The sequence below is a fragment of the Rhodococcus sp. p52 genome (assembly GCF_000763325.2).
GTDB lineage: Bacteria > Actinomycetota > Actinomycetes > Mycobacteriales > Mycobacteriaceae > Rhodococcus > Rhodococcus pyridinivorans.
Window position 1 is genome coordinate 4,353,037 of sequence record NZ_CP016819.1, and the last position, 21,855, is coordinate 4,374,891.

Consider the following 21,855-nt stretch of genomic DNA (forward strand, 5'->3'; position numbering starts at 1 on the left):
AGTACATGGCGAAGGGCAGCAAGACCGACAAGGAAGCGAAGGCCGCGGCGAAGGCCGCACGCAAGCAGGCGTCGAAGGAGCGTCGAACCCAGCTATGGCAGGCGTTCCAGATCCAGCGCAAGGAGGACAAGGCACTCCTGCCGTGGATGATCGGTGCCCTCGTCGGTTCGATCGTGGTGTTCTTCCTCGTCGGCCTGATCTTCGACATCCAGTGGTTCCTGCTGCCGGTCGGCATCCTCGTCGGCGTCCTGTTGGCCTTCATCATCTTCGGGCGCCGCGTGCAGAAGAGCGTGTACGCGAAGGCCGACGGTCAGGCCGGTGCGGCCGCGTGGGCGCTCGACAACCTGCAGGGCGCGTGGCGCGTGAGCCAGGCGGTCGCGGGCACCACCCAGCTCGACGCCGTGCACCGCGTCATCGGACGTCCCGGCATCATCCTCGTCGGTGAGGGCAACCCCGGTCGCGTGAAGGGCCTGATGGCCCAGGAGAAGAAGCGGGTCGCGCGTCTCGTCGGCGACACCCCGATCTACGAGTTCGTCGTCGGCAACGAGGAGGGCCAGATCCAGCTCTCCCAGCTGCAGAAGCGTCTGAACAAGCTGCCCCGCAACATCGATACCAAGCGGATGGACACCATCGAAGGTCGCCTGTCGGCGCTGAGCACGAAGAAGTCCGGGCCGGCCATGCCCAAGGGCCCGCTTCCCGCCGGCGCGAAGATGCGCAGCGTGCAGCGCACCATGCGCCGCCGCTGATCTTCCGAACTACGCCGAAGGCCGCCTCTCGTCCCGGGGACGAAGGCGGCCTTCGGTGTATGCGGAGAAGTTTGCGGGTGGTCGCGGTCAGCGCGAACGGACGCCTGCGCGTCAGCGCGAACGGACGACCGCGGTGCCCGTGGCGCGATCCTGCAGGCCGCGACCGTCGATGTCGGTGACGAGCGCCGGGGCGATGAACACCAGTAGCACCTGACGTGCGAGCGCGCGCACGATGCCGACCCTCGCGGGGGCGTCCACCCGCACGACCTGCAGCCCGGCGACGAACTGTCCGGGGGTGAACGAGAACAGGCTCACGCATCCCACGCCCACCACGAACCAGATGATGAGGGTGTACGACGACAGCAGCGGACTCTCGAGCGGGTTGCCCCCGACGAGGCCGGCCGCGATCGCCATGGACATGAACCAGTCGACCGCGAGGGCGAGTACCCGGCGGACGGTGGGCACCATGGAGCCGGGGCCGTGTTCGGGGAGGCCGAGCAGTTGCCCGGGATAGTCCTGCTCCTGCTGGAGACCTTTGGGAAGCGCCGCAGCAGGCCCGGAAAGCCAACTGCCCGTCATGCGTGCCATGGCACCAGGATAAGCTCTCATGGGCGGACCAGCGTCGACCCGTGTTGGCCGCGGTGACTTATACCACCTTTTCGACCTCACAGCAGGACGAAGGCATGTGTAACACCCGCGAAACATAGGCTTGATGGACGGGCAACACCAGATCCATAACGTCTGATCCGACGCAGGCGCCCAGCACCCATGGCGCGCACCGACTGAAGGAGCACAAGCGTGGCGTTCACCACGGCCGAAGAGGTCATCAAGTACATCGCGGAAGAGAACGTCGAGTACGTCGATATCCGCTTCACGGACCTGCCCGGCATCGAACAGCACTTCTCGATCCCGGCGAAGGCGTTCAACGAGGACGTCTTCGAGGACGGCCTGGCATTCGACGGATCCTCCGTGCGGGGTTTCCAGTCCATCCACGAGTCGGACATGCTCCTGCTCCCCGATGTGACGACCGCCCGCATCGATCCCTTCCGCGCCGCCAAGACCCTGAACGTCAGCTTCTTCGTCCACGATCCGTTCACCCGTGAGTCCTACAGCCGCGACCCCCGCAACGTCGCGCGTAAGGCCGAGGAATACCTGATCAGCACCGGCATCGCCGACACCGCCTTCTTCGGTGCCGAGGCCGAGTTCTACATCTTCGACTCCGTCTCCTACGACTCGAAGATGAACGGCGCGTTCTACGAGCTCGATTCGATCTCCGGCTCGTGGAACACCGGCGCCGAGTACAACGCCGACGGCACCCCGAACCGCGGCTACAAGGTCCGCCCGAAGGGTGGCTACTTCCCCGTCGCTCCGTACGACCACTACGTCGACCTGCGCGACGAGATCTCCACCAACCTGCAGCTCGCCGGCTTCGAGCTCGAGCGCGGCCACCACGAGGTGGGCACCGGCGGCCAGGCCGAGATCAACTACAAGTTCAACACGCTGCTCTCCGCAGCCGACGACCTGCAGCTGTTCAAGTACATCGTCAAGAACACGGCGTGGAAGAACGGCAAGACCGCCACCTTCATGCCGAAGCCGCTCTTCGGCGACAACGGCTCGGGCATGCACGTGCACCAGTCGCTGTGGAAGGACGGCAAGCCGCTGTTCCACGACGAGTCCGGCTACGCGGGTCTGTCCGACCTCGCCCGCTGGTACATCGGCGGCATCCTCCACCACGCGCCGTCGCTGCTCGCCTTCACGAACCCGACGATCAACTCGTACCACCGTCTGGTGCCGGGCTACGAGGCTCCGATCAACCTCGTGTACAGCCAGCGCAACCGTTCGGCCGCCGTGCGTATCCCGATCACGGGCAACAACCCGAAGGCCAAGCGTCTCGAGTTCCGCGCTCCCGACTCCTCGGGTAACCCCTACCTGAACTTCGCGGCGCAGATGATGGCCGGCCTCGACGGCATCAAGAACAAGATCGAGCCGCTCGCTCCGGTCGACAAGGACCTCTACGAGCTCCCGCCGGAGGAGGCCAAGAACATCCCGCAGGCCCCCACCAGCCTGTCGGCCGTGATCGACAACCTCGAGCGCGACCACGAGTACCTCACCGAGGGCGGCGTCTTCACCACCGACCTCATCGAGACCTGGATCTCGCTCAAGCGCGAGCAGGAGATCGCTCCGGTCAACCTGCGCCCGCACCCCTACGAGTTCCAGCTGTACTTCGACTGCTGAGTCGAGTCCGGTAAGCACTCTTCGAGAGGCCGTTCGTCCCTTCCGGGACGGGCGGCCTCTCGCCTTGTCTGCGCCCCTTCCGCTCCGGCATCCTCGCGCGCCGAAACGGGGTTCGCCCCTGCTGCAGCAGCAGCAAGCCCCGGTTCGGCGCGCGAGAATCGTTTGTTCGTCATCGAATCCGGCGAAATCGCGACCGGTTCCAGAAAAGTGGTCCATAGTGGGCACGTGCCCTCGACGCGGGATTTCTCCGAGCGGTTACGCGCGGCCGGTCTTCGCGTGACCCGACAGCGTCTGGCGGTGCTCGATGCGGCGCACGAGCACCCGCACGCCGATGCCGATCGCATCTTCGACGCGGTCGGCGCCGTCGTTCCCGGCATCGGTCGGCACACCGTGTACGACATCCTTCACGCACTCTCGGCACACGGCCTGCTCCGACGAATCCGGCCCGCAGGTTTCCACGCGCGGTACGAGGTGCGTGTCGGCGACAGTCATCACCACCTCGTCTGCCGGTCCTGCGCCGTGATCTCGGATGTCGACCACACCGTCGGTGACTCGCGTTGCCTGTCACCGGTGGACGACGCAGGTTTCGACGTCGACGAGGCCGACGTCGTCTTCTGGGGCCTGTGCCGCGACTGTTCGACAGACGATCCACGACAACAGCCCTGAATCGGTCCGATCGACCCTGATCCGGAAGGAAACCGCAGTGTCCGAAAGCGAAAACCCGGCAGTCCCCTCCCCCGAGCCGTCACCGCACCGGCCGAGGACCAATCAGGACTGGTGGCCGGACCAGCTGGATTTGACGGTCCTGCACCAGCATTCACCGCTGTCCAATCCGTTGGAACCCGACTTCGACTACTCGAAGGAAGTCGAATCCCTCGACGTCGAGGCGCTCCGTCAGGATCTGATCGACCTGATGACGGATTCCCAGGACTGGTGGCCGGCCGACTTCGGTCACTACGGGGGTCTGTTCATCCGTATGAGCTGGCACTCGGCCGGCACCTACCGCATCGCCGACGGTCGCGGTGGTGGCGGCAAGGGCGCGCAGCGGTTCGCTCCGCTCAACAGCTGGCCCGACAACGTCAGCCTCGACAAGGCCCGTCGTCTCCTGTGGCCGATCAAGCAGAAGTACGGCCGCAAGCTCTCCTGGGCCGACCTGCTGGTCTTCGCCGGCAACTGCGCCTACGAGTCGATGGGGTTCACGACGTTCGGCTTCGCGTTCGGCCGCGAGGACATCTGGGAGCCCGACGAGGTCTTCTGGGGCCCGGAGGACACCTGGCTCGGCGACGAACGCTACGCCGGTGAGCGCGAACTCCAGGGCCCGCTGGGCGCCGTCCAGATGGGTCTGATCTACGTCAATCCCGAAGGCCCCAACGGCAACCCGGAGATCCTCGCGTCCGGACGCGACATCCGCGAGACGTTCGCCCGGATGGCGATGAACGACGTCGAGACGGCCGCGCTCATCGTCGGCGGTCACACCGTCGGCAAGACTCACGGTGCCGCCCCGGCCGACAATCTCGGGCCCGAACCCGAGGGTGCCCCGATCGAACAGCAGGGTCTCGGCTGGAAGAACTCGTACGGCACCGGTGTCGGTGGCGACACGATCACCAGCGGTCTCGAGGTCACCTGGACGCCCACTCCGACCAAGTGGGACAACAGCTTCCTCGAGACGCTGTACGCCTACGAGTGGGAGAAGACCAAGAGCCCCGCCGGTGCGTGGCAGTGGACGCCGAAAGGCGGTGCCGGCGCGGACACCGTGCCCGACGCCCACGACCCGACGAAGAAGCACGCGCCGGGCATGCTCACCAGCGACCTCGCGTTGCGCTACGACCCCGTCTACGGCGAGATCACCCGGCGCTGGCTCGACCATCCCGAGGAACTCGAGCAGGAGTTCGCCAAGGCGTGGTTCAAGCTGCTGCACCGCGACATGGGTCCGATCTCGCGGTACCGGGGGCCGTGGATCCCGGAACCGCAGATCTGGCAGGACCCGGTGCCGGAGGTCGACCACGAGCTGATCGACGACAGCGACGCCGCCTCCCTCAAGGCGAAGATCCTCGACTCGGGAGCGACGATCCCGCAGCTCGTCGCCACCGCCTGGGCGTCGGCTGCGAGCTTCCGCGGCACCGACAAGCGCGGCGGCGCGAACGGCGCGCGCGTGCGGCTCGAGCCGCAGAAGAACTGGGAGGCCAACGAACCCGAACAGCTCGCACAGGTGCTGCAGATCCTCGAGGGCATCCAGCAGGACTTCAACGGCTCCGGCGGCAACAAGAAGGTCTCCCTGGCGGACCTGATCGTGCTCGCCGGTAACGCCGCGGTGGAGAAGGCCGCCAAGGATGCGGGACACGACATCACGGTTCCGTTCTCCCCCGGCCGCACCGATGCGACGCAGGAGTGGACCGACGTCGAGTCGTTCGAGGTGCTCGAGCCGAAGCACGACGGTTTCCGCAACTACCTGCGCGGCGGCGAGAAGCTCCCGCCCGAGAAGTTGTTCCTCGAGCGCGCCAACCTGCTGACGCTGACCGCTCCCGAGACGACGGTGCTCGTCGGCGGTCTGCGTGCGCTCGGCGCGAACCACGGCGGCAGCAAGCACGGGGTCTTCACCGACCGGCCGCAGACCCTGACGAACGATTTCTTCGTCAATCTGCTCGACATGGGGACCGAGTGGAAGGTCTCGCAGAACAGCGAGGGCGTCTACGAAGGACGCGCTCGGGGATCGGACCAGGTCAAATACACCGCGACCGCCGTCGACCTGGTCTTCGGGCACAACTCGCAGCTGCGGGCGCTCGCCGAGGTCTACGCGACCGACGATGCCGGCCCGAAGTTCGTCCGCGATTTCGTCGCGGCCTGGACGAAGGTGATGAACCTGGATCGTTTCGATCTGAAGAAGTGACCGCGCCGACGGTCCACGACCGCGCCTGACGCACCGTCCCGGAGCCACCCCTCGTGTTCGGCGGGTGGCTCCGTCGTGTGCAGGGGGTCGTGCGCAGGTCCGCCGAGCCGAAACCGACTGGACAGCCGTACTGCACACGGGTGTACCGTGAGGACACAGCTTTGGTGATGTTCGTCACGCCCGCTCGCGGGGGAGTGGATGCGACGTGGTCCGTATCCGAACGACACGTCTCCTCGGGAGGCCACCATGCGTAGATCCCTCGTTTCGGCAGCATGCGCCGCCGTCATGCTGTCCCCCGTCCCTCTATCCGTCGCACTCGCGGGCACCGCAGCGGCGCAGACCGACATTTCCGTCGTCGGCATGTCGCAGGAGCAGGCACAGCACGTGCTCTCCGACGCGGGAGTCCCCTACATCATCCTCAACCGTTCCGGCAGCACCATGCAGAACTGCAGGGTGACCGAGCAACGCGACCGTGGCTACGACGTCGAGGTCGAGTACGACTGGGACCACGAGAACAAGGAATGGGACAAGACCGAGGTCGAGGTCTGGCGAGGACTCGCACTCGTCGTCTTCTGCGACTGACGGTCCGTCAGTCCCAGAACACCCGCTCGACGACCGCCCGCGCACGACGCGTGACGCGTAGGTAGTGGTCGAGGAACTCCGACGCGTCCTCACCACGCCACCCCGTCACGCGGGCAACGGCTTCGAGCAGCCGCCCCGGCCCCGGGAGCTGGTCGGTCGGTTTGCCGCGGACGAGCACGAGACAGTTCCGCGCATCCGTCGCGGTGATCCATGCCGTGCGCAGGAGTTCGACGTCGGTCGCGCTGAGCAGTTCCGCCGCGCCGATGCCGTCGAGGGCCTCGAGCGTCGAGGTCGTGCGGAGCGCCGGGAGCCGGTAGGCGTGCTGGAGCTGCAGCAGCTGCACGGTCCATTCGATGTCGGCGAGACCGCCCCGTCCGAGTTTGGTGTGGGTGGCCGGGTCGGCCCCGCGCGGCAGCCGCTCGGAGTCCACGCGTGCCTTGATGCGCCGGATCTCGCGGACGGCCTCCTGCGAGACCCCACCCTCGGGATAGCGCACGTCGTCGATCATGTGCAGGAAGCGGGTGCCGAGCTCGCGGTCACCCGCGACGGCGTGTGCACGCAGCAGCGCCTGTACCTCCCACACCTCGGCCCACTGCGTGTAGTACGCCCGGTAGGAAGCGAACGTCCGGACGATGGGACCGCTGCGACCTTCCGGACGCAGATCCAGATCGACCTCGAGCGGTGGGTCGGTGCTCGGCGCGCCGAGCAGTCGCCGCACCTGCTCGGCGATGCTCGTGGCCCACTTGACCGCATCGGTCTCGTCGGCGTCCGGCAGCGGGTCGCACACGAACAGCACGTCCGCGTCGGATCCGTAGCCGAGTTCGCCGCCTCCGAGCCGGCCCATCCCGATCACCGCGATACGCGCCGGCGCCGGTCCGCGGGACTGTTCCGAGCCCCGGATCACCGCGTCGAGCGCGGCTTCGAGGACACCCGCCCATACCGTGGACAACGCCCGGCACACCTGCGGCACGTCGAGCATGCCGAGGATGTCGGCGCTCGCGACGCGCGCGAGTTCGGCGCGGCGCAGCGAACGCGCGGCGGCGATGGCGCGAGCGGGATCGGAGTAGCGCGACGACGATGCGACGAGGGCGCGCGCCACCTCGGGCGGGTTCGCCTCGAGCAGCCGCGGCCCGGTCGAGGCGTCGGCGTACAGGCGGATGACGTCGGGAGATTTCACCAGCAGGTCGGCGACATAGGCCGACGAGCCGAGCACCGTCATGAGGCGTTCGGCCACCGCCGGTTCGTCGCGCAGCACCCGCAGGAACCAGACGGTGTCGTAGAGCGCATCGGACAGCCGTCGGTAGGCGAGCAGACCGGCGTCGGGATCGGTTGTCTCCCCGAGATATTCGAGCAACTGCGGGAGCAGCAGCGCCTGAATGCGCGCCTTGCGTGAGGCCCCGCCGGACAGCGCAGCCAGGTGTTCCATCGCGTGCTGCGGGGCGTTGTAGCCCAGCGCGGCGAGCTGGCGGACGGCCGCGTCGGGCGACAACCGCAGCGCTTCCTTGTCGAGCTTGCTCACCGAGTCCAGCAGCGGCCGGTAGAACAGGCGCGCGTGCAGTTTGCGGATCCGCGACGAGTTGCGCTTGATCTCCGATTCGAGAACGCCGAGCGCGTCCTTGCGTCCGTCCGGTCGCATGTGGGCGGCACGGGCGAGCCAGCGCAGCGCCTCGCGGTCCTCCGGGGGAGGCAGGGTATGGGTCCGCTTGAGCCTCTGCAACTGCAACCGGTGTTCGAGCAGGCGGAGGAATTCGTAGGACGCCCGCATGTTCGCCGCATCGTCGCGGCCTACATAGCCGCCGTCGGCGAGCGCGCACAGCGCTTCGACGGTGTTGGGGACGCGGAGCGACTCGTCGACGCGGCCGTGCACGAGTTGCAGCAACTGCACGGCGAATTCGACGTCGCGGAGGCTGCCGCGTCCGAGCTTGAGTTCGCGCTCGCGCAGTTCGGGCGGGACCATCTCCTCGACCCGGCGCCGCATCGCCTGCACATCGGGGACGAAGTCCTCGCGTTCGGAGGCGGTCCACACCATCGGGCTCATGGCGTCGATGTACCGGCGGCCGAGGTCGAGATCCCCGGTCATCGGTCGCGCCTTGAGCAGTGCCTGGAACTCCCAGGTCTTGGCCCACCGGTTGTAGTACGCGACATGGGATTCGAGGGTGCGGACGAGTTCGCCGCGCTTGCCCTCCGGGCGCAGCGCGGCATCGACCTCGAAGAACGCCGACGTGCCGATGCGCATCATCTCGCCGGCGATCCGGCTCGCCCGGGCATCGGCGGGTTCGGCGACGAACACGACGTCGACGTCGCTGACGTAGTTCAGTTCGCGCGCACCGCACTTGCCCATCGCGATGACGGCGAGGTCGATCGGGCACGGGCCGTCCGGAATCACCGTGGACACGGCCACCGCGAGCGCCGCGGTCAGCGCCGCATCGGCGAGGTCGGCGAGCAGCGCACCGACCTCGAGATAGGGCACCACCGGTTCGTTCTCGACCACCGCGGCGAGATCGGCGGCGGCGATCAGCATGAGCTGGTCGCGGTAGGTGGTCCGCAGCGCCGCGACCGCGTGTGGGCCGACGAGTCCGGCCCGGTGGATCAACCGGCCGGGCCGCCCGTCGGGCTCGGGCTCGGCGTCGACGCTGTCGAGCATCCGCGCCGTGAAGGTGTGCTTGTCGGGCAGCGCCGCGCTGCCCGCGAGCATCGTCCAGCGATCCGGATTGGCGACGACGTGGTCGCCGAGCGCCGACGACGCACCGAACAGCCCGAACAGCCGGCCGCGCAGGCCTGTGTCCGTGCGGAGCGCCGAGTCGAGGTCCGTCCAGTCGTCACCGAGCGCGTCGGCCAGTCGCACGAGAGTGCGCAACGCCAGATCCGCGTTCGGGGCACGGGACAGCGACCACAGCAGTTCGACGCTGTCGGCGTCGTTCCATCCGAGTCGAGCGAGTTCGGCAGGGGCGGTCGGCTCGACGAGGCCGAGCCGACCGGGGCCGGGAACTACCGAACGCGCGCTGGGCGGTCTCACCACGTTTCCATCGTCGCTTACAACCCCAGGTACTGCTCGAGTTCGAACGGGGTGACCTGGCTGCGGTAGTTCTCCCACTCCCGCCACTTGTTGCGCAGGAAGTAGTCGAAGACGTGCTCACCGAGGGTCTCGGCGACGAGTTCGGACTTCTCCATCTCGCGCAGCGCGATGTCGAGATCGGTGGGCAGTTCGCGGTAACCCATGGCGCGACGCTCGGCGGAGGTCAGCGACCACACGTCGTCCTCTGCCTCGGGTGCGAGCTCGTAACCCTTCTCGATGCCGCGCAGACCGGCCGCGAGCAACACCGCGAAGGTGAGGTAGGGATTGCACGCCGAGTCGGGGGTGCGGATCTCGACGCGCCGCGACGACGCCTTGTTCGGGGTGTACATCGGGACACGCACGAGCGCGGAGCGGTTGGACGGACCCCAGCAGGCGGCCGTCGGTGCCTCTCCCCCGTGCACGAGACGCTTGTACGAGTTGACCCACTGGTTGGTGACGGCGCTGATCTCGTTGGAGTGTTCGAGGATGCCGGCGATGAACGCCTTGCCGGTCGCCGAGAGCTGCAGCGGGTCGTCCGGGTCGTGGAAGGCGTTGGTCTCACCTTCGAACAGCGACATGTGGGTGTGCATCGCCGAACCGGCGTGGTCGCGGAAGGGCTTGGGCATGAAGGTGGCCCGCACGCCCTCCTGCATCGCGATCTCCTTGACCACGTAGCGGAAGGTCATGACGTTGTCGGCCATGGACAGCGCATCGGCGTAGCGCAGGTCGATCTCCTGCTGGCCCGGTGCGGTTTCGTGGTGGCTGAACTCCACCGAGATACCCATGGATTCGAGCGCGTCGATGGCGTGACGCCGGAAGTGCGGGGCGGAACGGTGCACCGACTGGTCGAAGTAGCCGCCGATGTCGGCCGGCACGGGTGCACTGCCCTCGGGGCCGTCCTCGACGAGGAAGAACTCGATCTCGGGGTGCACGTAGCAGCTGAACCCGAGATCGGAAGCCTTGTTGAGCTGACGCCTCAGCACGTGGCGGGGATCGGCCCAGCTCGGGGGGCCGCCGGGCATGGTGATGTCGCAGAACATCCGGGCCGAGTACTGGTGGCCCCGGTCGTCGCTCCAGGGCAGCACCTGGAAGGTGGTGGCGTCGGGACGCGCAACCATGTCGGCTTCGGAGATGCGGGAGAAGCCCTCGACGGCCGAGCCGTCGAAGCCGATGCCCTCCTCGAAGGCCCCTTCGAGTTCGGCAGGCGCGATCGCCACCGACTTGAGAGTGCCGACGACGTCGGTGAACCACAGACGCACGAACCGAATGTCGCGCTCTTCGAGGGTGCGGAGCACGAACTCCTTCTGGCGATCCATACCCGCGAGACTAGGCACAATCCGTTAATTCCGTGTTACATCGGCAGGCGCATCCGGATGGCGTGTCGCTCACACGCCCCTCCGGTCAACAGCGAGGATCCCGCGCGGGCACCTCGAGATCCACCAGATAGCTGGTCACAGCGGTGTCCACGCACTCGTTGCCGTCCAGGGCGACGGTGTGCTGCGTTCCCTCGAAGGTCACCAGGACACCACCGAGCCGGGCGGCGAGTTCGACCCCCGCGTCGTAGGGGGTCGCGGGATCCCCGGTCGTCGAGACCACGAGCACGGGCGGCAGATCGCGAACGTCGGGAGTGTGCGGTTCCCCGGTGGCCGGCACCGGCCAGAAGGCACAGACGTCGAGGGCCGCCGATCCGGTGCCGCGGCCGTCGTCGAGGAAGGGTGCGGCCGCGCGGAACCGCGTGTCGAGTTCGCCCGCGAGCGCGCGGTCGGTCACCGGTGGGTCGTCCACGCACCGGATCGCGTTGAAAGCGTCGGTGATGTTGCTGTAGGTGCCGTCCTCGCCCCGCCCTTCGTAGAGATCGGCGAGCCGCAACAGGGTGTCGCCGGTGCCGGTGCTCGCGAGCGACTCCAGCCCGCCGCGCAACGACCCCCACAGCGTCGGCGAGTACAACCCCTGCTGCACGCCGGTGATCGCGTCGCGGTGACTCAGTCCGCGCGGGTCGGTCGTGGGTGCGGGAGCGTCGAGCAGCGGGTCGACGAGCCCCCGGAACCGCTCGGCGGCCCGGGCCGGATCGGCCCCGAGGGGGCACCCCGCGTACTGCGCACAGTACGCCGCGAATTCGTCGAAGGCCTTCTGGAAGCCCACGGCCTGCAGCACGATCTCCTCGACCGGGTCCTGCTCCGGATCGATCGCACCGTCGAGCACCATCGCCCGCACCCGGCCCGGGAAGGCCTCGGCATAGAGGGTGCCGAGCCGGGTGCCGTAGGAGTAGCCGAGATAGGTCAGCGCGTCGTCCCCGAGGACCCCGCGGAGGACGTCCATGTCCTGCACGACCTCGCGCGTGCCGAGGTGCGCGAGCAGATCCGTGCCGTTGCGTTCGGCGCACAGCTCCGCGTACTCCTGATTGCGCTTCTCCGTCGCGGCGATGCCCTCAGGGCTCGTGTCCCCGTCGTCCACAGCACGGTCGGCGTCGAACTCGGCGTCGGTGAGGCAGCGGACCGCCGGTTCGGACGATCCGACACCGCGGGGGTCGAAGCCGACCACGTCGAAGCGGTCGGCGAGGACGGTGCCGTCGGCCGCGAGCGCGGTGGACAGTCCCGAGGCGCCCGGGCCGCCGGGGTTGACCAGCAGGGAACCGATCCGGTCGCCGCCGGCGGGCAGTCGCGACACCGCGAGGGTGATCACCTCACCGTCCGGGTCCTCGTAGTCGAGGGGAACCTCGATGCGTGCGCACTCCACACCCTGCCGCACCATCATCGGTCCGTCGGCGTCGTACGGCCCGCACGACTCCCAGTCGACGTCCTGCTCATAGAACCGTTCGAGGCCCGGAACCACTCCGACCGCCGACGGCTGTCGTTGTTCCTGCGCGGTGTCACCGCACGCGGTCGCCGCGGCAGCGGCCACGAGCGCCAGGACGGACAGACGACGGATGCGCGCGCGAGCAGGGTGGGGCACGATCCGATCGTGCCATGCCCCGGTCAACCTGCAGCGACACGACCTGCACTCTCTTCCGAGCGGTCGTTCGGTGTGACGAATCGCACCGCTGCGCGGCCTTCGCGCTCTCCGGGCCGAGTGGCAGACTGAGACAGTCATCACCCGACCCGGGGACCCCGAGGGCCTCGAGGAAGAAAGGGACAGTGATGTCCGACAACGTGACGTCCGTATACGGCGGCGCGGCCTCCGCTTCAGCCCCTGCCGACACCCCCAAGCGCAAGACACGAGTCCATCACCTGCAGGCGATGAAGGCCGAAGGCCGCCGCTGGGCAGAGTTGACGGCCTACGACTACTCCTCCGCCCGCATCTTCGAGGAGGCGGGTATCCCCGTCCTGCTCGTGGGCGATTCCGCAGCCAACGTCGTCTACGGTTACGACACCACGGTGCCCGTGACCGTCGACGAACTCCTCCCCCTCGTCCGCGGCGTAGTGCGCGGTGCTCCGCACGCGCTCGTCGTCGCCGACCTGCCGTTCGGCTCGTACGAGGCCTCGCCTGAACAGGCCCTCGCCACGGCCGTGCGGTTCATGAAGGAGGGCGGCGCCCACGCGGTGAAGCTCGAGGGTGGCGAGCGGATGGCTCCGCAGATCGCCGCGATCACCGCCGCCGGCATCCCCGTGCAGGCACACATCGGCTTCACCCCGCAGTCCGTGAACACACTCGGCGGGTTCCGGGTGCAGGGCCGCGGCGACGGCGCCGAGCAGCTCGTCGCCGACGCGATCGCCGTCCAGGAGGCAGGCGCCTTCTCCGTCGTGATGGAGATGGTGCCGGCCGACCTGGCCGGGCAGGTCACCCGCAAGCTGAGCATCCCGACCGTCGGCATCGGCGCCGGCAACGAGTGCGATGCCCAGGTCCTCGTCTGGCAGGACATGGCCGGCTACACGAGCGGGAAGACCGCGAAGTTCGTCAAGAAGTTCGGACAGGTGGGCGACGAACTGCGCCGCGCCGCAACACAGTACGCAGCAGAGGTCGGGCAGGGCACCTTCCCGGGGCCCGAGCACTCCTTCTGACGATCGCTCGTTTGCCGAGGGGCACCACCGACCGCGGTGGTGCCCCTCGTGCGTCCGGGATCACCGCCGTCCCGGGGTGCCCGCGGAAGCGACACTGAGTAAAATTCCGGTAATGAGCCACCCCTGGCACGCACTCGATTCCGGTGACACGCTCGCCCGGCTCGAGACCACCGAAGCGGGACTGACCACGGCCGAGGCGACCCGCCGGCGGGAGCTGTACGGACCCAATGCGCTGCCCGCTCCCCGCTCGGATCGCTGGTGGTGGCGACTGCTGCGACAGTTCCACAACGTCCTGCTGTACGTGATGATGGCGGCCGCTGTCGTCACCGCGTTCCTGGGCCACTGGATAGACACGGCAGTCCTGATGGGTGCCGTGATCGTGAACGCGCTCATCGGTTTCGTCCAGGAGGGTCGCGCCGCGTCCGCGCTCGACTCGATCCGTGCCATGCTCGCGCCCCGGACGCGGGTCCACCGCGACGGCCGGATCGTCGACATCCCCGCGGCAGATCTCGTGCCGGGCGACGTGGTGCGCCTCGCCTCCGGCGACCGCGTCCCCGCCGACCTGCGGATCCTGAGCTCGCGTGAGCTGCGCATCGACGAGGCGGCCCTGACCGGTGAATCCGTGCCCGTCGCCAAGACACCGGACCCGGTCGACGCCGACACCGAACTCGGCGACCGCAGATCGACGTGCTTCACCGGCACCGTCGCGGTTTTCGGCCAGGGTGACGGCGTGGTGATCGCGACCGGCTCCGACACCGAACTCGGCCGCATCAATGCCCTGTTGTCGGGTGTCGACCGCGCGGCCACACCGTTGCTCGAGCAGATCGGCCGCTTCGGCCGTTGGCTGGCGGCGGTCATCCTCCTCGCGTCCGCCGTGACCTTCGCGCTCGGTGTCGTGTGGCGCGGCGAGAGCCCGGCGGAGATGTTCACCCTCGTGGTCGCGTTGGCCGCCTCCGCGATCCCCGAGGGACTCCCGGCCGTGATGACCGTGGCCCTGTCCCTCGGCGTGCAACGCATGGCCCGGCGCAACGCCGTCATCCGGCGCCTTCCTGCCGTCGAGACCCTCGGCTCGGTGACGGTGATCTGCTCCGACAAGACGGGCACGTTGACCCGCAACGAGATGACCGTGCAGAAGGTCGTGTGTGCGCACCGCACCGTCGAGGTGGGCGGTGTCGGTTACGCGCCGATCGGTTCGATCATCGCCGCCGAGAGTGGCGATCCGGTCGATCCGCACACCGACCCGGCACTCGATCTGGCCGTCCGCGCCGGTGTCCTGTGCAACGACACCGAGGTGGTCGAGGAGGACGGCGTGTGGGAGGTGCACGGCAACCCCACCGAGGCAGCGCTCGTCGTCCTCGGCCGCAAGGCCGGCCTGCCCACCGCGGCGGCCCACGAGCGGTGGCCGCGCCTCGATGTCGTCCCGTTCGAATCCGAACACAAGTTCATGGCGACCCTGCACCCGCACGACGACGGTCGCCGCGAACGCATCCTGCTCAAGGGCGCCCCGGAGCGGGTCCTCGTCGCCTGCACCGGCCAGCTCGGCGCCGACGGCGTGGTACGCCCCGTCGACGAGGCCTACTGGACCCGCCGCGCCGACGAGATCGCGGCCCAGGGCCTGCGCGTGCTGGCCCTCGCGTTCCGCGACCGCGAACCGGAGGACGGCGTGCTCGCCTTCGAAGACGCCCGGCACGACTTCACGATGCTCGCTCTGGTCGGCATCATCGACCCGCCGCGCGAGGAGGCGATCACGGCGGTGCGCGAATGCCACCGCGCCGGGATCACGGTGAAGATGATCACCGGTGACCACGCCGCCACCGCCGCCGAGATCGGGGCGCAGATGGGTCTCGGCACGGGTTCGCGGGCGATGACCGGCGCCGAGATCGAGACCCTCGACGATGCGGAACTGCGCCGGGTCGTCGCGGAGACGGACATCTTCGCGCGCACCAGTCCCGAGCACAAACTCCGTCTGGTGCGCGCCCTGCAGGCCGGCGGTCACGTCGTGGCGATGACCGGCGACGGTGTGAACGACGCGCCGGCGCTTGCGCGGGCCGACGTCGGGGTCGCGATGGGCATGACCGGAACCGAGGCCGCCAAGGAAGCGGCCGACGTCGTTCTCGCCGACGACAATTTCGCGAGCATCGCCGCCGCAGTCCGCGAGGGCCGCGGCGTCTACGACAACCTGAAGAAGTTCGTCCTCTTCATGCTGCCCACCAACGGCGGTGAGGCGCTGGTGGTCGTCGCCGCCATCCTCTTCCAGCTCCCCCTGCCGCTCACACCCGCGCAGGTGCTGTGGATCAACCTCGCCACCGTCAGCACCCTCGGTCTGGCGCTCGCGTTCGAACCGACGGAGAAGTCGGTCATGCTCCGCAGGCCGCGACCGCCCGGGGAATCACTGCTGTCCCGCTTCTTCGTCTGGCGCGTGGTGATGGTGTCGGTGCTGATGATGGTCGGCTCGCTCGGCCTGTTCCTGTGGGAACTCGACCGCGGTGCACCGGTGGAGGTCGCGCGCACGCTCGCGGTGGACGCGATCGTCGTGGCCGAGATGTTCTACCTGCTCAACAGCCGCCGCATCCGCGACACGGTCCTCACCCGCGACGGGCCGTTCGGGAACCGGTACGTGCTTGCTGCGATCGCGGCGTGCGCCGCGTTGCAACTGTTGTTCACCTACGCCCCGTTCATGCAGGCGATCTTCGGGTCCGCCGCGATCTCGTGGGCGGACTGGGGCAAGGTGCTCGCGGCGGGCCTGCTGGTGTTCGTCGTCGCCGAGTTCGAGAAGTGGGTGGTCCGGCGCCTGCGACCGGCACCCGTGTCCTGACCGCCGACGGCCCCGTCCCCGGCCGGTGGCAGACTCGACGACGATCCGACCGTACGACCCGTGAGGTGTCCATGCAGATCCGCTCCAGTCTCGTTCCCGCCGTCGCCGTCGCGCTGGCAGGTGTTCTCGCGGCGTGCGCGCCGGCCCAGGACCCGGCACCGACCGGCACGTCCACCGAGTCCCCGGTGACGACGGAGACGACATCGGCTGCGGGGTCGAGCCCCGCGGAGGCCGGAGCGGGTGGCTTCACCGAGGCGCAGGCCGCAGATCTGTGTGCACGCCTCGAGGGCCAGCTGTCGAACTGGCGCACCTACACCCCCTCGGTGGGGCGCGGTGGCCTCAACATCCTCGTCGGCGAATGGGGTGCGGCGAACGGTGTCGACCTCGTCGCGCTCGCGGGCGACCGGGGCCGCATCGACGCGGCGACCTCCGCGCAGTGCCCGGAGGTGCGCGAGGAGGCCGTGCAGGCACTCGAGATCCCCGATCTCGCGTCGGGTCTCGTCGGGTTCTGACCCGTGGAGCGACGCGAACTGTACCCGCCGATCGAGCCGCACGAGACGGGCATGCTCGACGTCGGTGACGGCCAGCAGCTGTACTGGGAGGTCAGCGGCAACCCGCAAGGCAAGCCCGTGGTCTTCCTCCACGGTGGTCCGGGTGGCGGCACCGCACCCCTGCACCGGCGCTTCTTCGATCCGGGCGCCTACCGGATCGTGTTGTTCGACCAGCGCGGCTGCGGCCGGTCGCAGCCCCACGTGGCCGACGGCGCCGATCTGTCGGTCAACACCACCGACCATCTGGTCGCCGACATCGAGCGGCTGCGCACCTTCCTCGGTGTGGACCGGTGGATGGTCTTCGGCGGGTCGTGGGGCTCGACGCTCGCCCTCGCCTACGCCCAGCGGCACCCCGAGCACGTCACCGAACTCGTCCTGCGCGGGATCTTCCTGCTGCGCCGCAGCGAGATCGACTGGTACTACAACGGCGGCGCCGGGCAACTGTTCCCTGAGGCGTGGGAAGGATTCTGTGCCCCGCTCGCCACCACTGGGCCCGGCGAGCATCCCGTGGACGTCTACCACCGCCTGCTGCACTCGACCGATCCGGACGTCGCCCTGAACGCGGCGATCGCGTGGTCCACCTGGGAGGGCGCCACGAGTTCACTGCTGCCGAACCCGGATCGCGTCGCGGAGACGGCCGAACCCCGGTTCGCGTTGGCCTTCGCTCGTATCGAGAACCACTACTTCCACCACCGTGGCTTCTTCGACGAGGGGGCACTCCTGCGCGACGCGCATCTGCTGCGCGACATCCCGGGCGTGATTGTGCAGGGCCGCTACGACGTGGTGTGCCCGACGCGCAGCGCGCACGACCTGCACGAGGCGTGGCCGTTCTCCCGCCTGCACATCGTCGACGACGCGGGCCATGCGGCGACCGAACCGGGAATCGTGCACCGGCTCGTCGAGACCACCGACACCTTCCGCTGACCCGGATCAGCCCGGCAACCGCCCGAAGCCGACCACGGCGTCGTCCCCGGTCACGTCGAGTTCGTGGACGCGGATGCGGCCCATCTCGTTTCCGCCGACGGTGATCGCGGAATCACCGTCGACGGCGACGACGATGTTCGTGTGCTCGCGCTGACCGACACCGATCCTGTTGTGGTACAGCACCACATCGCCGACCTCCGGCCGGTAACCCGTTCCTGCCGGTTCGTAGCGGCCCGTCTGCTCGTAGTACTCCTGGAGTGTGTACACGCCCGGGATCCGCCAGTGGCCCGAATGCGGATTGGACAGCGGCACACCGGCTTCCCGCATGATCCAGCTGACGAAGTCGGCGCACCACGGTTCGCGGACACCCTCCGAGTAGAACGTGCCGGGCTTCTGCGCCTCGTGCTGCTCCTCGAGCAGTTCGACGATCCGCACCTGCGTCGGTGTCAACGCCGACGTGTCGATCTCGGGGAACGACGCACTGTCCCAGGGGAACAGCCGGTTCGGCAGGATCCACCACACGAGCACCGCGAGCGCCGCGCACAACGCGACCGCGACGGCGAGGACGGCAGCGACCGGACGTCGCCGCCGCGTGGTCTCACCGGTCATGGTCGAAGCGGATCTTGCGGGCCTGCGGGTCGGCGAGGGTGAGCCGCACCCGCACGGTGCTGCCCTCCTCGGGTGCCCCGCCGCACGGGCCGATGACGGTCTCGGAGGCGACGAACACCTCGGCGTCATGCCGGTCGGTGGCTTCCTTCAGCACCGTCGCCTCGAAGGTCTCTCCCACTCGCGGCGCGAGCACGACGGCCTCGGCCAGGTCGATGCACGCCCGGTTCACCTTGCCGGCGAGCGAATCGGTCGACGACATGATCTTCGGCATCGCGGACAGTTCGGCGCGCACCGCCTCCGGGACGGGCAGGCCCGACGACACCGCGAGGCACACCTCGGTGGCGTATCGGTCGGACAACCGGCGCAACGGCGCGGTGACATGCGCGTAGGGCGCGCCGATCGCTCCGTGCAGGATGGTCTCGGGCAAGTCACCGTCGAAGGCGGCATAGGACGCCCCGCGCAGTAGCGTCGGCGCTTCGCTCATCAACACGAGCGTGCGCGGATCGTGGGCGTCGAGTCCGGCGAGGAAGGACCCGACTCCCATCTCCGGCGGCCACGGCACGTCCAACGACCGAGCGGTGCGACGCAGCCCGTCGACCGCCGCGGGATCGGCGGCGGGAAGGGTGCGCAGCAGACCGACCCCGGCGTCGATCATCATCTGCGCGGCGCACATTCCGGTGAGCAGCGAGATCTCGGAGTTCCACTCGTCGGCCTCGGTCCGCGGTTCGATCTGCAGCCTCCAGCCGTCGCCGTGCGGCACGACGTCCTGCGTGGGCAGACGCAGTTCGATCGCGCCGCGCGCGAGCGCCGCGGCCGAGCGCAACCGGCCGAAGTCGGGCAACGCCTCGACGGACGGATGCAACCTGTCCGCGTCGGCGTCGCGCTGCACTCCGGCGTAGTCCATGCGCGCGACCGACCGGACGAGCGCACGCCGCACGCTCACCGCGACGGGCTCCCCGCCGTGGTCGGTCTCGATCCGCCACAACGCCGCCGGGCGGACGGCGTCCGGCAGCAGGCTCGCCGTGCCCTCGGACAGCTCGCGTGGATGCAACGGCACCGAGCCGTCGGGCAGATAGTAGGTCTGCCCGCGGCGGTGCGTCTCGGCGTCCAGTGCGCCACTCGGTTCGACGAGTGCGTACACGTCGGCGATCGCGTAGTGCAGCACGAAACCGTCGTCGGTGCGTTCGAGGTGCAGCGCCTGATCGAGATCCATCGATCCGGGTGGGTCGATGGTCACGAGCGGCAGGTCGGTGCGGTCCTCGCGGACGTCCGCGTAGCGGTCGGCCGCCTGCCGTGCCTCGTCGAGGGCATCCGACTGGAAGCCGTCGACGAGGTCGAATTCGGCGCGCACGTCGGCGAAGTCGATCGCCGGCGCGACGACGATGGGAGTGGTCACCACGATGCTCGGGAACTCCTGCGGTTCCGGGTGCTCGTCGTCGAACTCAACCGTTCTTCCAGTCGTCGTCGGCGGCGTCGGCCGCCTTGTTCCGCTCTGCCGCGATCTCCAGCGCCCGCTGAGCGGTCTCCCGATCCGGGTAGGGCCCCATGCGGTTGAGGGCGTGCGGATCCTTGCCCTGGGAGACCTTCCCCGTACGCACGTCGTAGTACCAGCCGTCGTCGCTCATGGTCTCAGTGTGCCCGAACGACGTCCTCGTGTACGGGCAACCCGTCGGCGGGCGTGGCGCGGTACTGTCGGGCCGCACACATGTGCTCGATGTCCGAACGCGCATGTGCTCGATGTCCGAACGAAGGAGCACGCCATGTCCTACATCCTCTACGACGCGTTGCTGCCCTGGCTGGGTCCGGATGCGGCCTCCTACTGGGCGCACCTGCTGGTCATCTATCCGATCTGACCCGACCGGTAGCAACGCGGTGGGATCGGGAGACGCCGGGCGAACGAGCCGGCCTGTAAGCCGGATCCTGTCCCCCGCCGAAACGGGGTGGCGACCATCCATCTGGGCACACCGTCGCCGGGTACCTCGAGCGGTTCACCCGCAGGCTCGGGCGAGCAGCCCTCGAACACCTGCGCAGCCGCACCGCACGCGGTGCGACCTTCAACCTTGCTCCGGGCGGGGTTTACCTAGCCGCCCCGGTCACCCGGGGCGCTGGTGCGCTCTTACCGCACCCTTTCACCCTTACCTGCCGTACGGCAGGCGGTTTGCTTTCTGTGGCACTGTCCCGCGAGTCACCTCGGGTTGCCGTTAGCAACCGCCCTGCTCTGTGGAGTCCGGACTTTCCTCGATTCAGGGCCTGGCCCCATCCGGTACCGGTTCCCTGCTCCGCGGCCGCCCGGCCGACTCGTTCGCTCGACCAGACTATCCCGCGGCGTATCGGCGCCGCCAACTACGGTGCACTCATGACGCGACTCGTGGCCCTGCTCCGCGGAATCAACGTCGGCGGCATCCGCATCCGGATGGCCGATCTGAAGAAGGTCTTCGTCGGCCTCGGCTTCGAGAACGTCCGCACCGTACTCGCGTCCGGCAACGTGCTCTTCGACTCCGAGGACGACCCCGCCACCGCGAAGGCCCGGATCGAGGCCGCACTCACCGAGCGGTTCGGTTACGAGGCCTACACCTTCGTCGTCGAGCAGTCGTATCTCGCGCGGGTCGTCGAGGCGTATCCCTTCGACGACGCACGCGCCGACCGGCATTCGTACGTCGTGTTCGTCTCCGATCCCGCCGTACTCGAATCGCTGGCCGCCCTGTCGGACGATCTCGATCCGAATCTCGAGTGCATCGAGGTAGGCAAGAGGGTCCTCTACTGGCAGGTCGTGAAGGGCTCGACGCTCGACAGTGCCGTGGGGAAACAGTCGGGTTCGGCCCGGAACAAGGCGACGACGACCGTCCGGAACCTCAACACGCTGCGTCGACTGGCCTGACAGGGCACGTCGCCGGCCATCGCACCTGCGTACAGACTGCAGGTAGCGTCCCTCCTCGACATTCGGCCCGCCGGAAGGTCCAGGATGCGCAGACGCACCGGAGCATTCGCCTCGATCGCCGCGGCTGCACTCCTCGCGACCACACCGACGGTGGAGACCGCCGAGTCCGATACCGACTTCTACACGTCCCCTCCGGCCTTCGAGACGGCGCCGCTCGGCGACGTCCTGCGCACCGCATCGTCGGTCGCCGCCGTCGTCCCGAAAACCCCGGCCGTCCTCGACGCGGCCTTCACCCGCGTGATGTACCGCAGCGGTCTCGACCCCGACGGCCCGATCGCGTTCTGGGGATATTCGCAGGGCGGCATGGCATCCGCCTCGGCCGCCGAACTCGCCGCGACGTACGCCCCGAACTGTCGGTGGTCGGCGCCGTGGCCGGTTCACCGCCCGCCGACCTGGGCGACCTCGCCGTGGCCGGCGACGGATCCCTGCTCTCCGGCGGGATCGGCTGGGTCGTCGACGGTTTCATCTCGGCGACGAGCCGTGGGCGTCGCTGGTCGTCGAGCAGCAACTCAGCA

The 21,855-nt window shown here is 68.7% G+C and carries 17 protein-coding genes, 1 other RNA gene and 1 pseudogene; 11 read left to right on the plus strand and 8 right to left on the minus strand.

The features are described from left to right. Positions 1-5 precede the first annotated feature (5 nt). Positions 6-746 (plus strand): DUF4191 domain-containing protein, encoded by a 741-nt coding sequence (locus IM25_RS20075; RefSeq protein ID WP_033097792.1) that lies wholly within the window; start codon positions 6-8, stop codon positions 744-746. Positions 747-857: 111 nt separating this feature from the next. On the opposite strand, the gene IM25_RS20080 is transcribed toward IM25_RS20075, so the two are convergent. Beyond that, positions 858-1,334: an RDD family protein gene (locus IM25_RS20080; RefSeq protein WP_033097791.1), complete on the minus strand. Its 477-nt coding sequence runs from the start codon at positions 1,332-1,334 to the stop codon at positions 858-860. Between the two features lie 210 nt (positions 1,335-1,544). Between IM25_RS20080 and glnA (IM25_RS20085) the strand changes: the two genes are divergently transcribed. The 4 genes from glnA (IM25_RS20085) (at position 1,545) to IM25_RS20100 (ending at position 6,450) form a co-directional block, all read left to right on the plus strand. Further along, a complete protein-coding gene (glnA, locus tag IM25_RS20085; RefSeq protein WP_006554411.1) occupies positions 1,545-2,981 on the plus strand; it encodes a type I glutamate--ammonia ligase in 1,437 nt (478 codons plus the stop codon). A 225-nt stretch (positions 2,982-3,206) separates the two neighbouring features. Next, positions 3,207-3,647, plus strand: a complete 441-nt coding sequence (locus IM25_RS20090) for a Fur family transcriptional regulator (RefSeq protein WP_052040105.1) — start codon at positions 3,207-3,209, stop codon at positions 3,645-3,647. A 37-nt stretch (positions 3,648-3,684) separates the two neighbouring features. Then, on the plus strand, positions 3,685-5,868 hold the full coding sequence (katG, locus tag IM25_RS20095) for a catalase/peroxidase HPI (RefSeq protein WP_198162512.1): 2,184 nt from the start codon (positions 3,685-3,687) through the stop codon (positions 5,866-5,868). Positions 5,869-6,114: 246 nt separating this feature from the next. Next, positions 6,115-6,450 (plus strand): hypothetical protein, encoded by a 336-nt coding sequence (locus tag IM25_RS20100; protein WP_033097790.1) that lies wholly within the window; start codon positions 6,115-6,117, stop codon positions 6,448-6,450. A 7-nt stretch (positions 6,451-6,457) separates the two neighbouring features. On the opposite strand, the gene IM25_RS20105 is transcribed toward IM25_RS20100, so the two are convergent. From IM25_RS20105 to IM25_RS20115, 3 genes are all read right to left on the minus strand, one after another. After that, entirely contained in the window at positions 6,458-9,469 is a 3,012-nt protein-coding gene (locus tag IM25_RS20105; RefSeq protein ID WP_033097789.1) for a bifunctional [glutamine synthetase] adenylyltransferase/[glutamine synthetase]-adenylyl-L-tyrosine phosphorylase, read from the minus strand. A gap of 14 nt (positions 9,470-9,483) precedes the next feature. Next, positions 9,484-10,821 carry a type I glutamate--ammonia ligase gene (glnA, locus tag IM25_RS20110; protein WP_065996300.1) on the minus strand — a complete coding sequence of 446 codons (1,338 nt, stop codon included), beginning with the start codon at positions 10,819-10,821 and terminating at the stop codon, positions 9,484-9,486. Positions 10,822-10,906: 85 nt separating this feature from the next. Further along, positions 10,907-12,457, minus strand: coding sequence for an alpha/beta hydrolase (locus IM25_RS20115; protein ID WP_064255548.1), 1,551 nt, complete (start codon positions 12,455-12,457; stop codon positions 10,907-10,909). Between the two features lie 185 nt (positions 12,458-12,642). Between IM25_RS20115 and panB the strand changes: the two genes are divergently transcribed. The 4 genes from panB to pip all read left to right on the plus strand — a co-directional run bounded on the left by panB (position 12,643) and on the right by pip (position 17,793). After that, complete coding sequence (gene panB, locus IM25_RS20120) at positions 12,643-13,503, plus strand: 3-methyl-2-oxobutanoate hydroxymethyltransferase (protein ID WP_033097787.1); 861 nt, start codon at positions 12,643-12,645, stop codon at positions 13,501-13,503. A gap of 112 nt (positions 13,504-13,615) precedes the next feature. Beyond that, complete coding sequence (locus tag IM25_RS20125) at positions 13,616-16,318, plus strand: cation-transporting P-type ATPase (RefSeq protein WP_065996302.1); 2,703 nt, start codon at positions 13,616-13,618, stop codon at positions 16,316-16,318. 71 nt (positions 16,319-16,389) lie between these two features. After that, the gene (locus tag IM25_RS20130) at positions 16,390-16,830 is read left to right on the plus strand and encodes a hypothetical protein (protein ID WP_033097808.1); all 441 of its coding nucleotides are present in this window, start codon (positions 16,390-16,392) and stop codon (positions 16,828-16,830) included. 51 nt (positions 16,831-16,881) lie between these two features. Beyond that, on the plus strand, positions 16,882-17,793 hold the full coding sequence (gene pip, locus IM25_RS20135; protein WP_050993506.1) for a prolyl aminopeptidase: 912 nt from the start codon (positions 16,882-16,884) through the stop codon (positions 17,791-17,793). A 6-nt stretch (positions 17,794-17,799) separates the two neighbouring features. Here pip and IM25_RS20140 read toward each other — a convergent pair whose 3' ends face one another. The 4 genes from IM25_RS20140 to rnpB all read right to left on the minus strand — a co-directional run bounded on the left by IM25_RS20140 (position 17,800) and on the right by rnpB (position 20,703). Next, complete coding sequence (locus tag IM25_RS20140) at positions 17,800-18,402, minus strand: CHAP domain-containing protein (protein WP_019289798.1); 603 nt, start codon at positions 18,400-18,402, stop codon at positions 17,800-17,802. Continuing rightward, positions 18,392-19,801: an RNB domain-containing ribonuclease gene (locus tag IM25_RS20145; protein WP_033097785.1), complete on the minus strand. Its 1,410-nt coding sequence runs from the start codon at positions 19,799-19,801 to the stop codon at positions 18,392-18,394. The genes IM25_RS20140 and IM25_RS20145 overlap by 11 nt, the downstream gene beginning before the upstream one ends. A gap of 43 nt (positions 19,802-19,844) precedes the next feature. Then, positions 19,845-20,027: a hypothetical protein gene (locus tag IM25_RS20150; RefSeq protein WP_006554424.1), complete on the minus strand. Its 183-nt coding sequence runs from the start codon at positions 20,025-20,027 to the stop codon at positions 19,845-19,847. A gap of 268 nt (positions 20,028-20,295) precedes the next feature. Then, positions 20,296-20,703: RNase P RNA component class A (gene rnpB, locus IM25_RS20155), an RNA gene on the minus strand. 55 nt (positions 20,704-20,758) lie between these two features. On the opposite strand from rnpB, the gene IM25_RS20160 reads away from it, so the two are divergent. Next, a complete protein-coding gene (locus IM25_RS20160; protein ID WP_019289801.1) occupies positions 20,759-21,280 on the plus strand; it encodes a DUF1697 domain-containing protein in 522 nt (173 codons plus the stop codon). A 300-nt stretch (positions 21,281-21,580) separates the two neighbouring features. Beyond that, a pseudogene (locus IM25_RS27040) lies at positions 21,581-21,750 on the plus strand (lipase family protein); the annotation flags it as partial. Between the last annotated feature and the right edge of the window lie 105 nt (positions 21,751-21,855).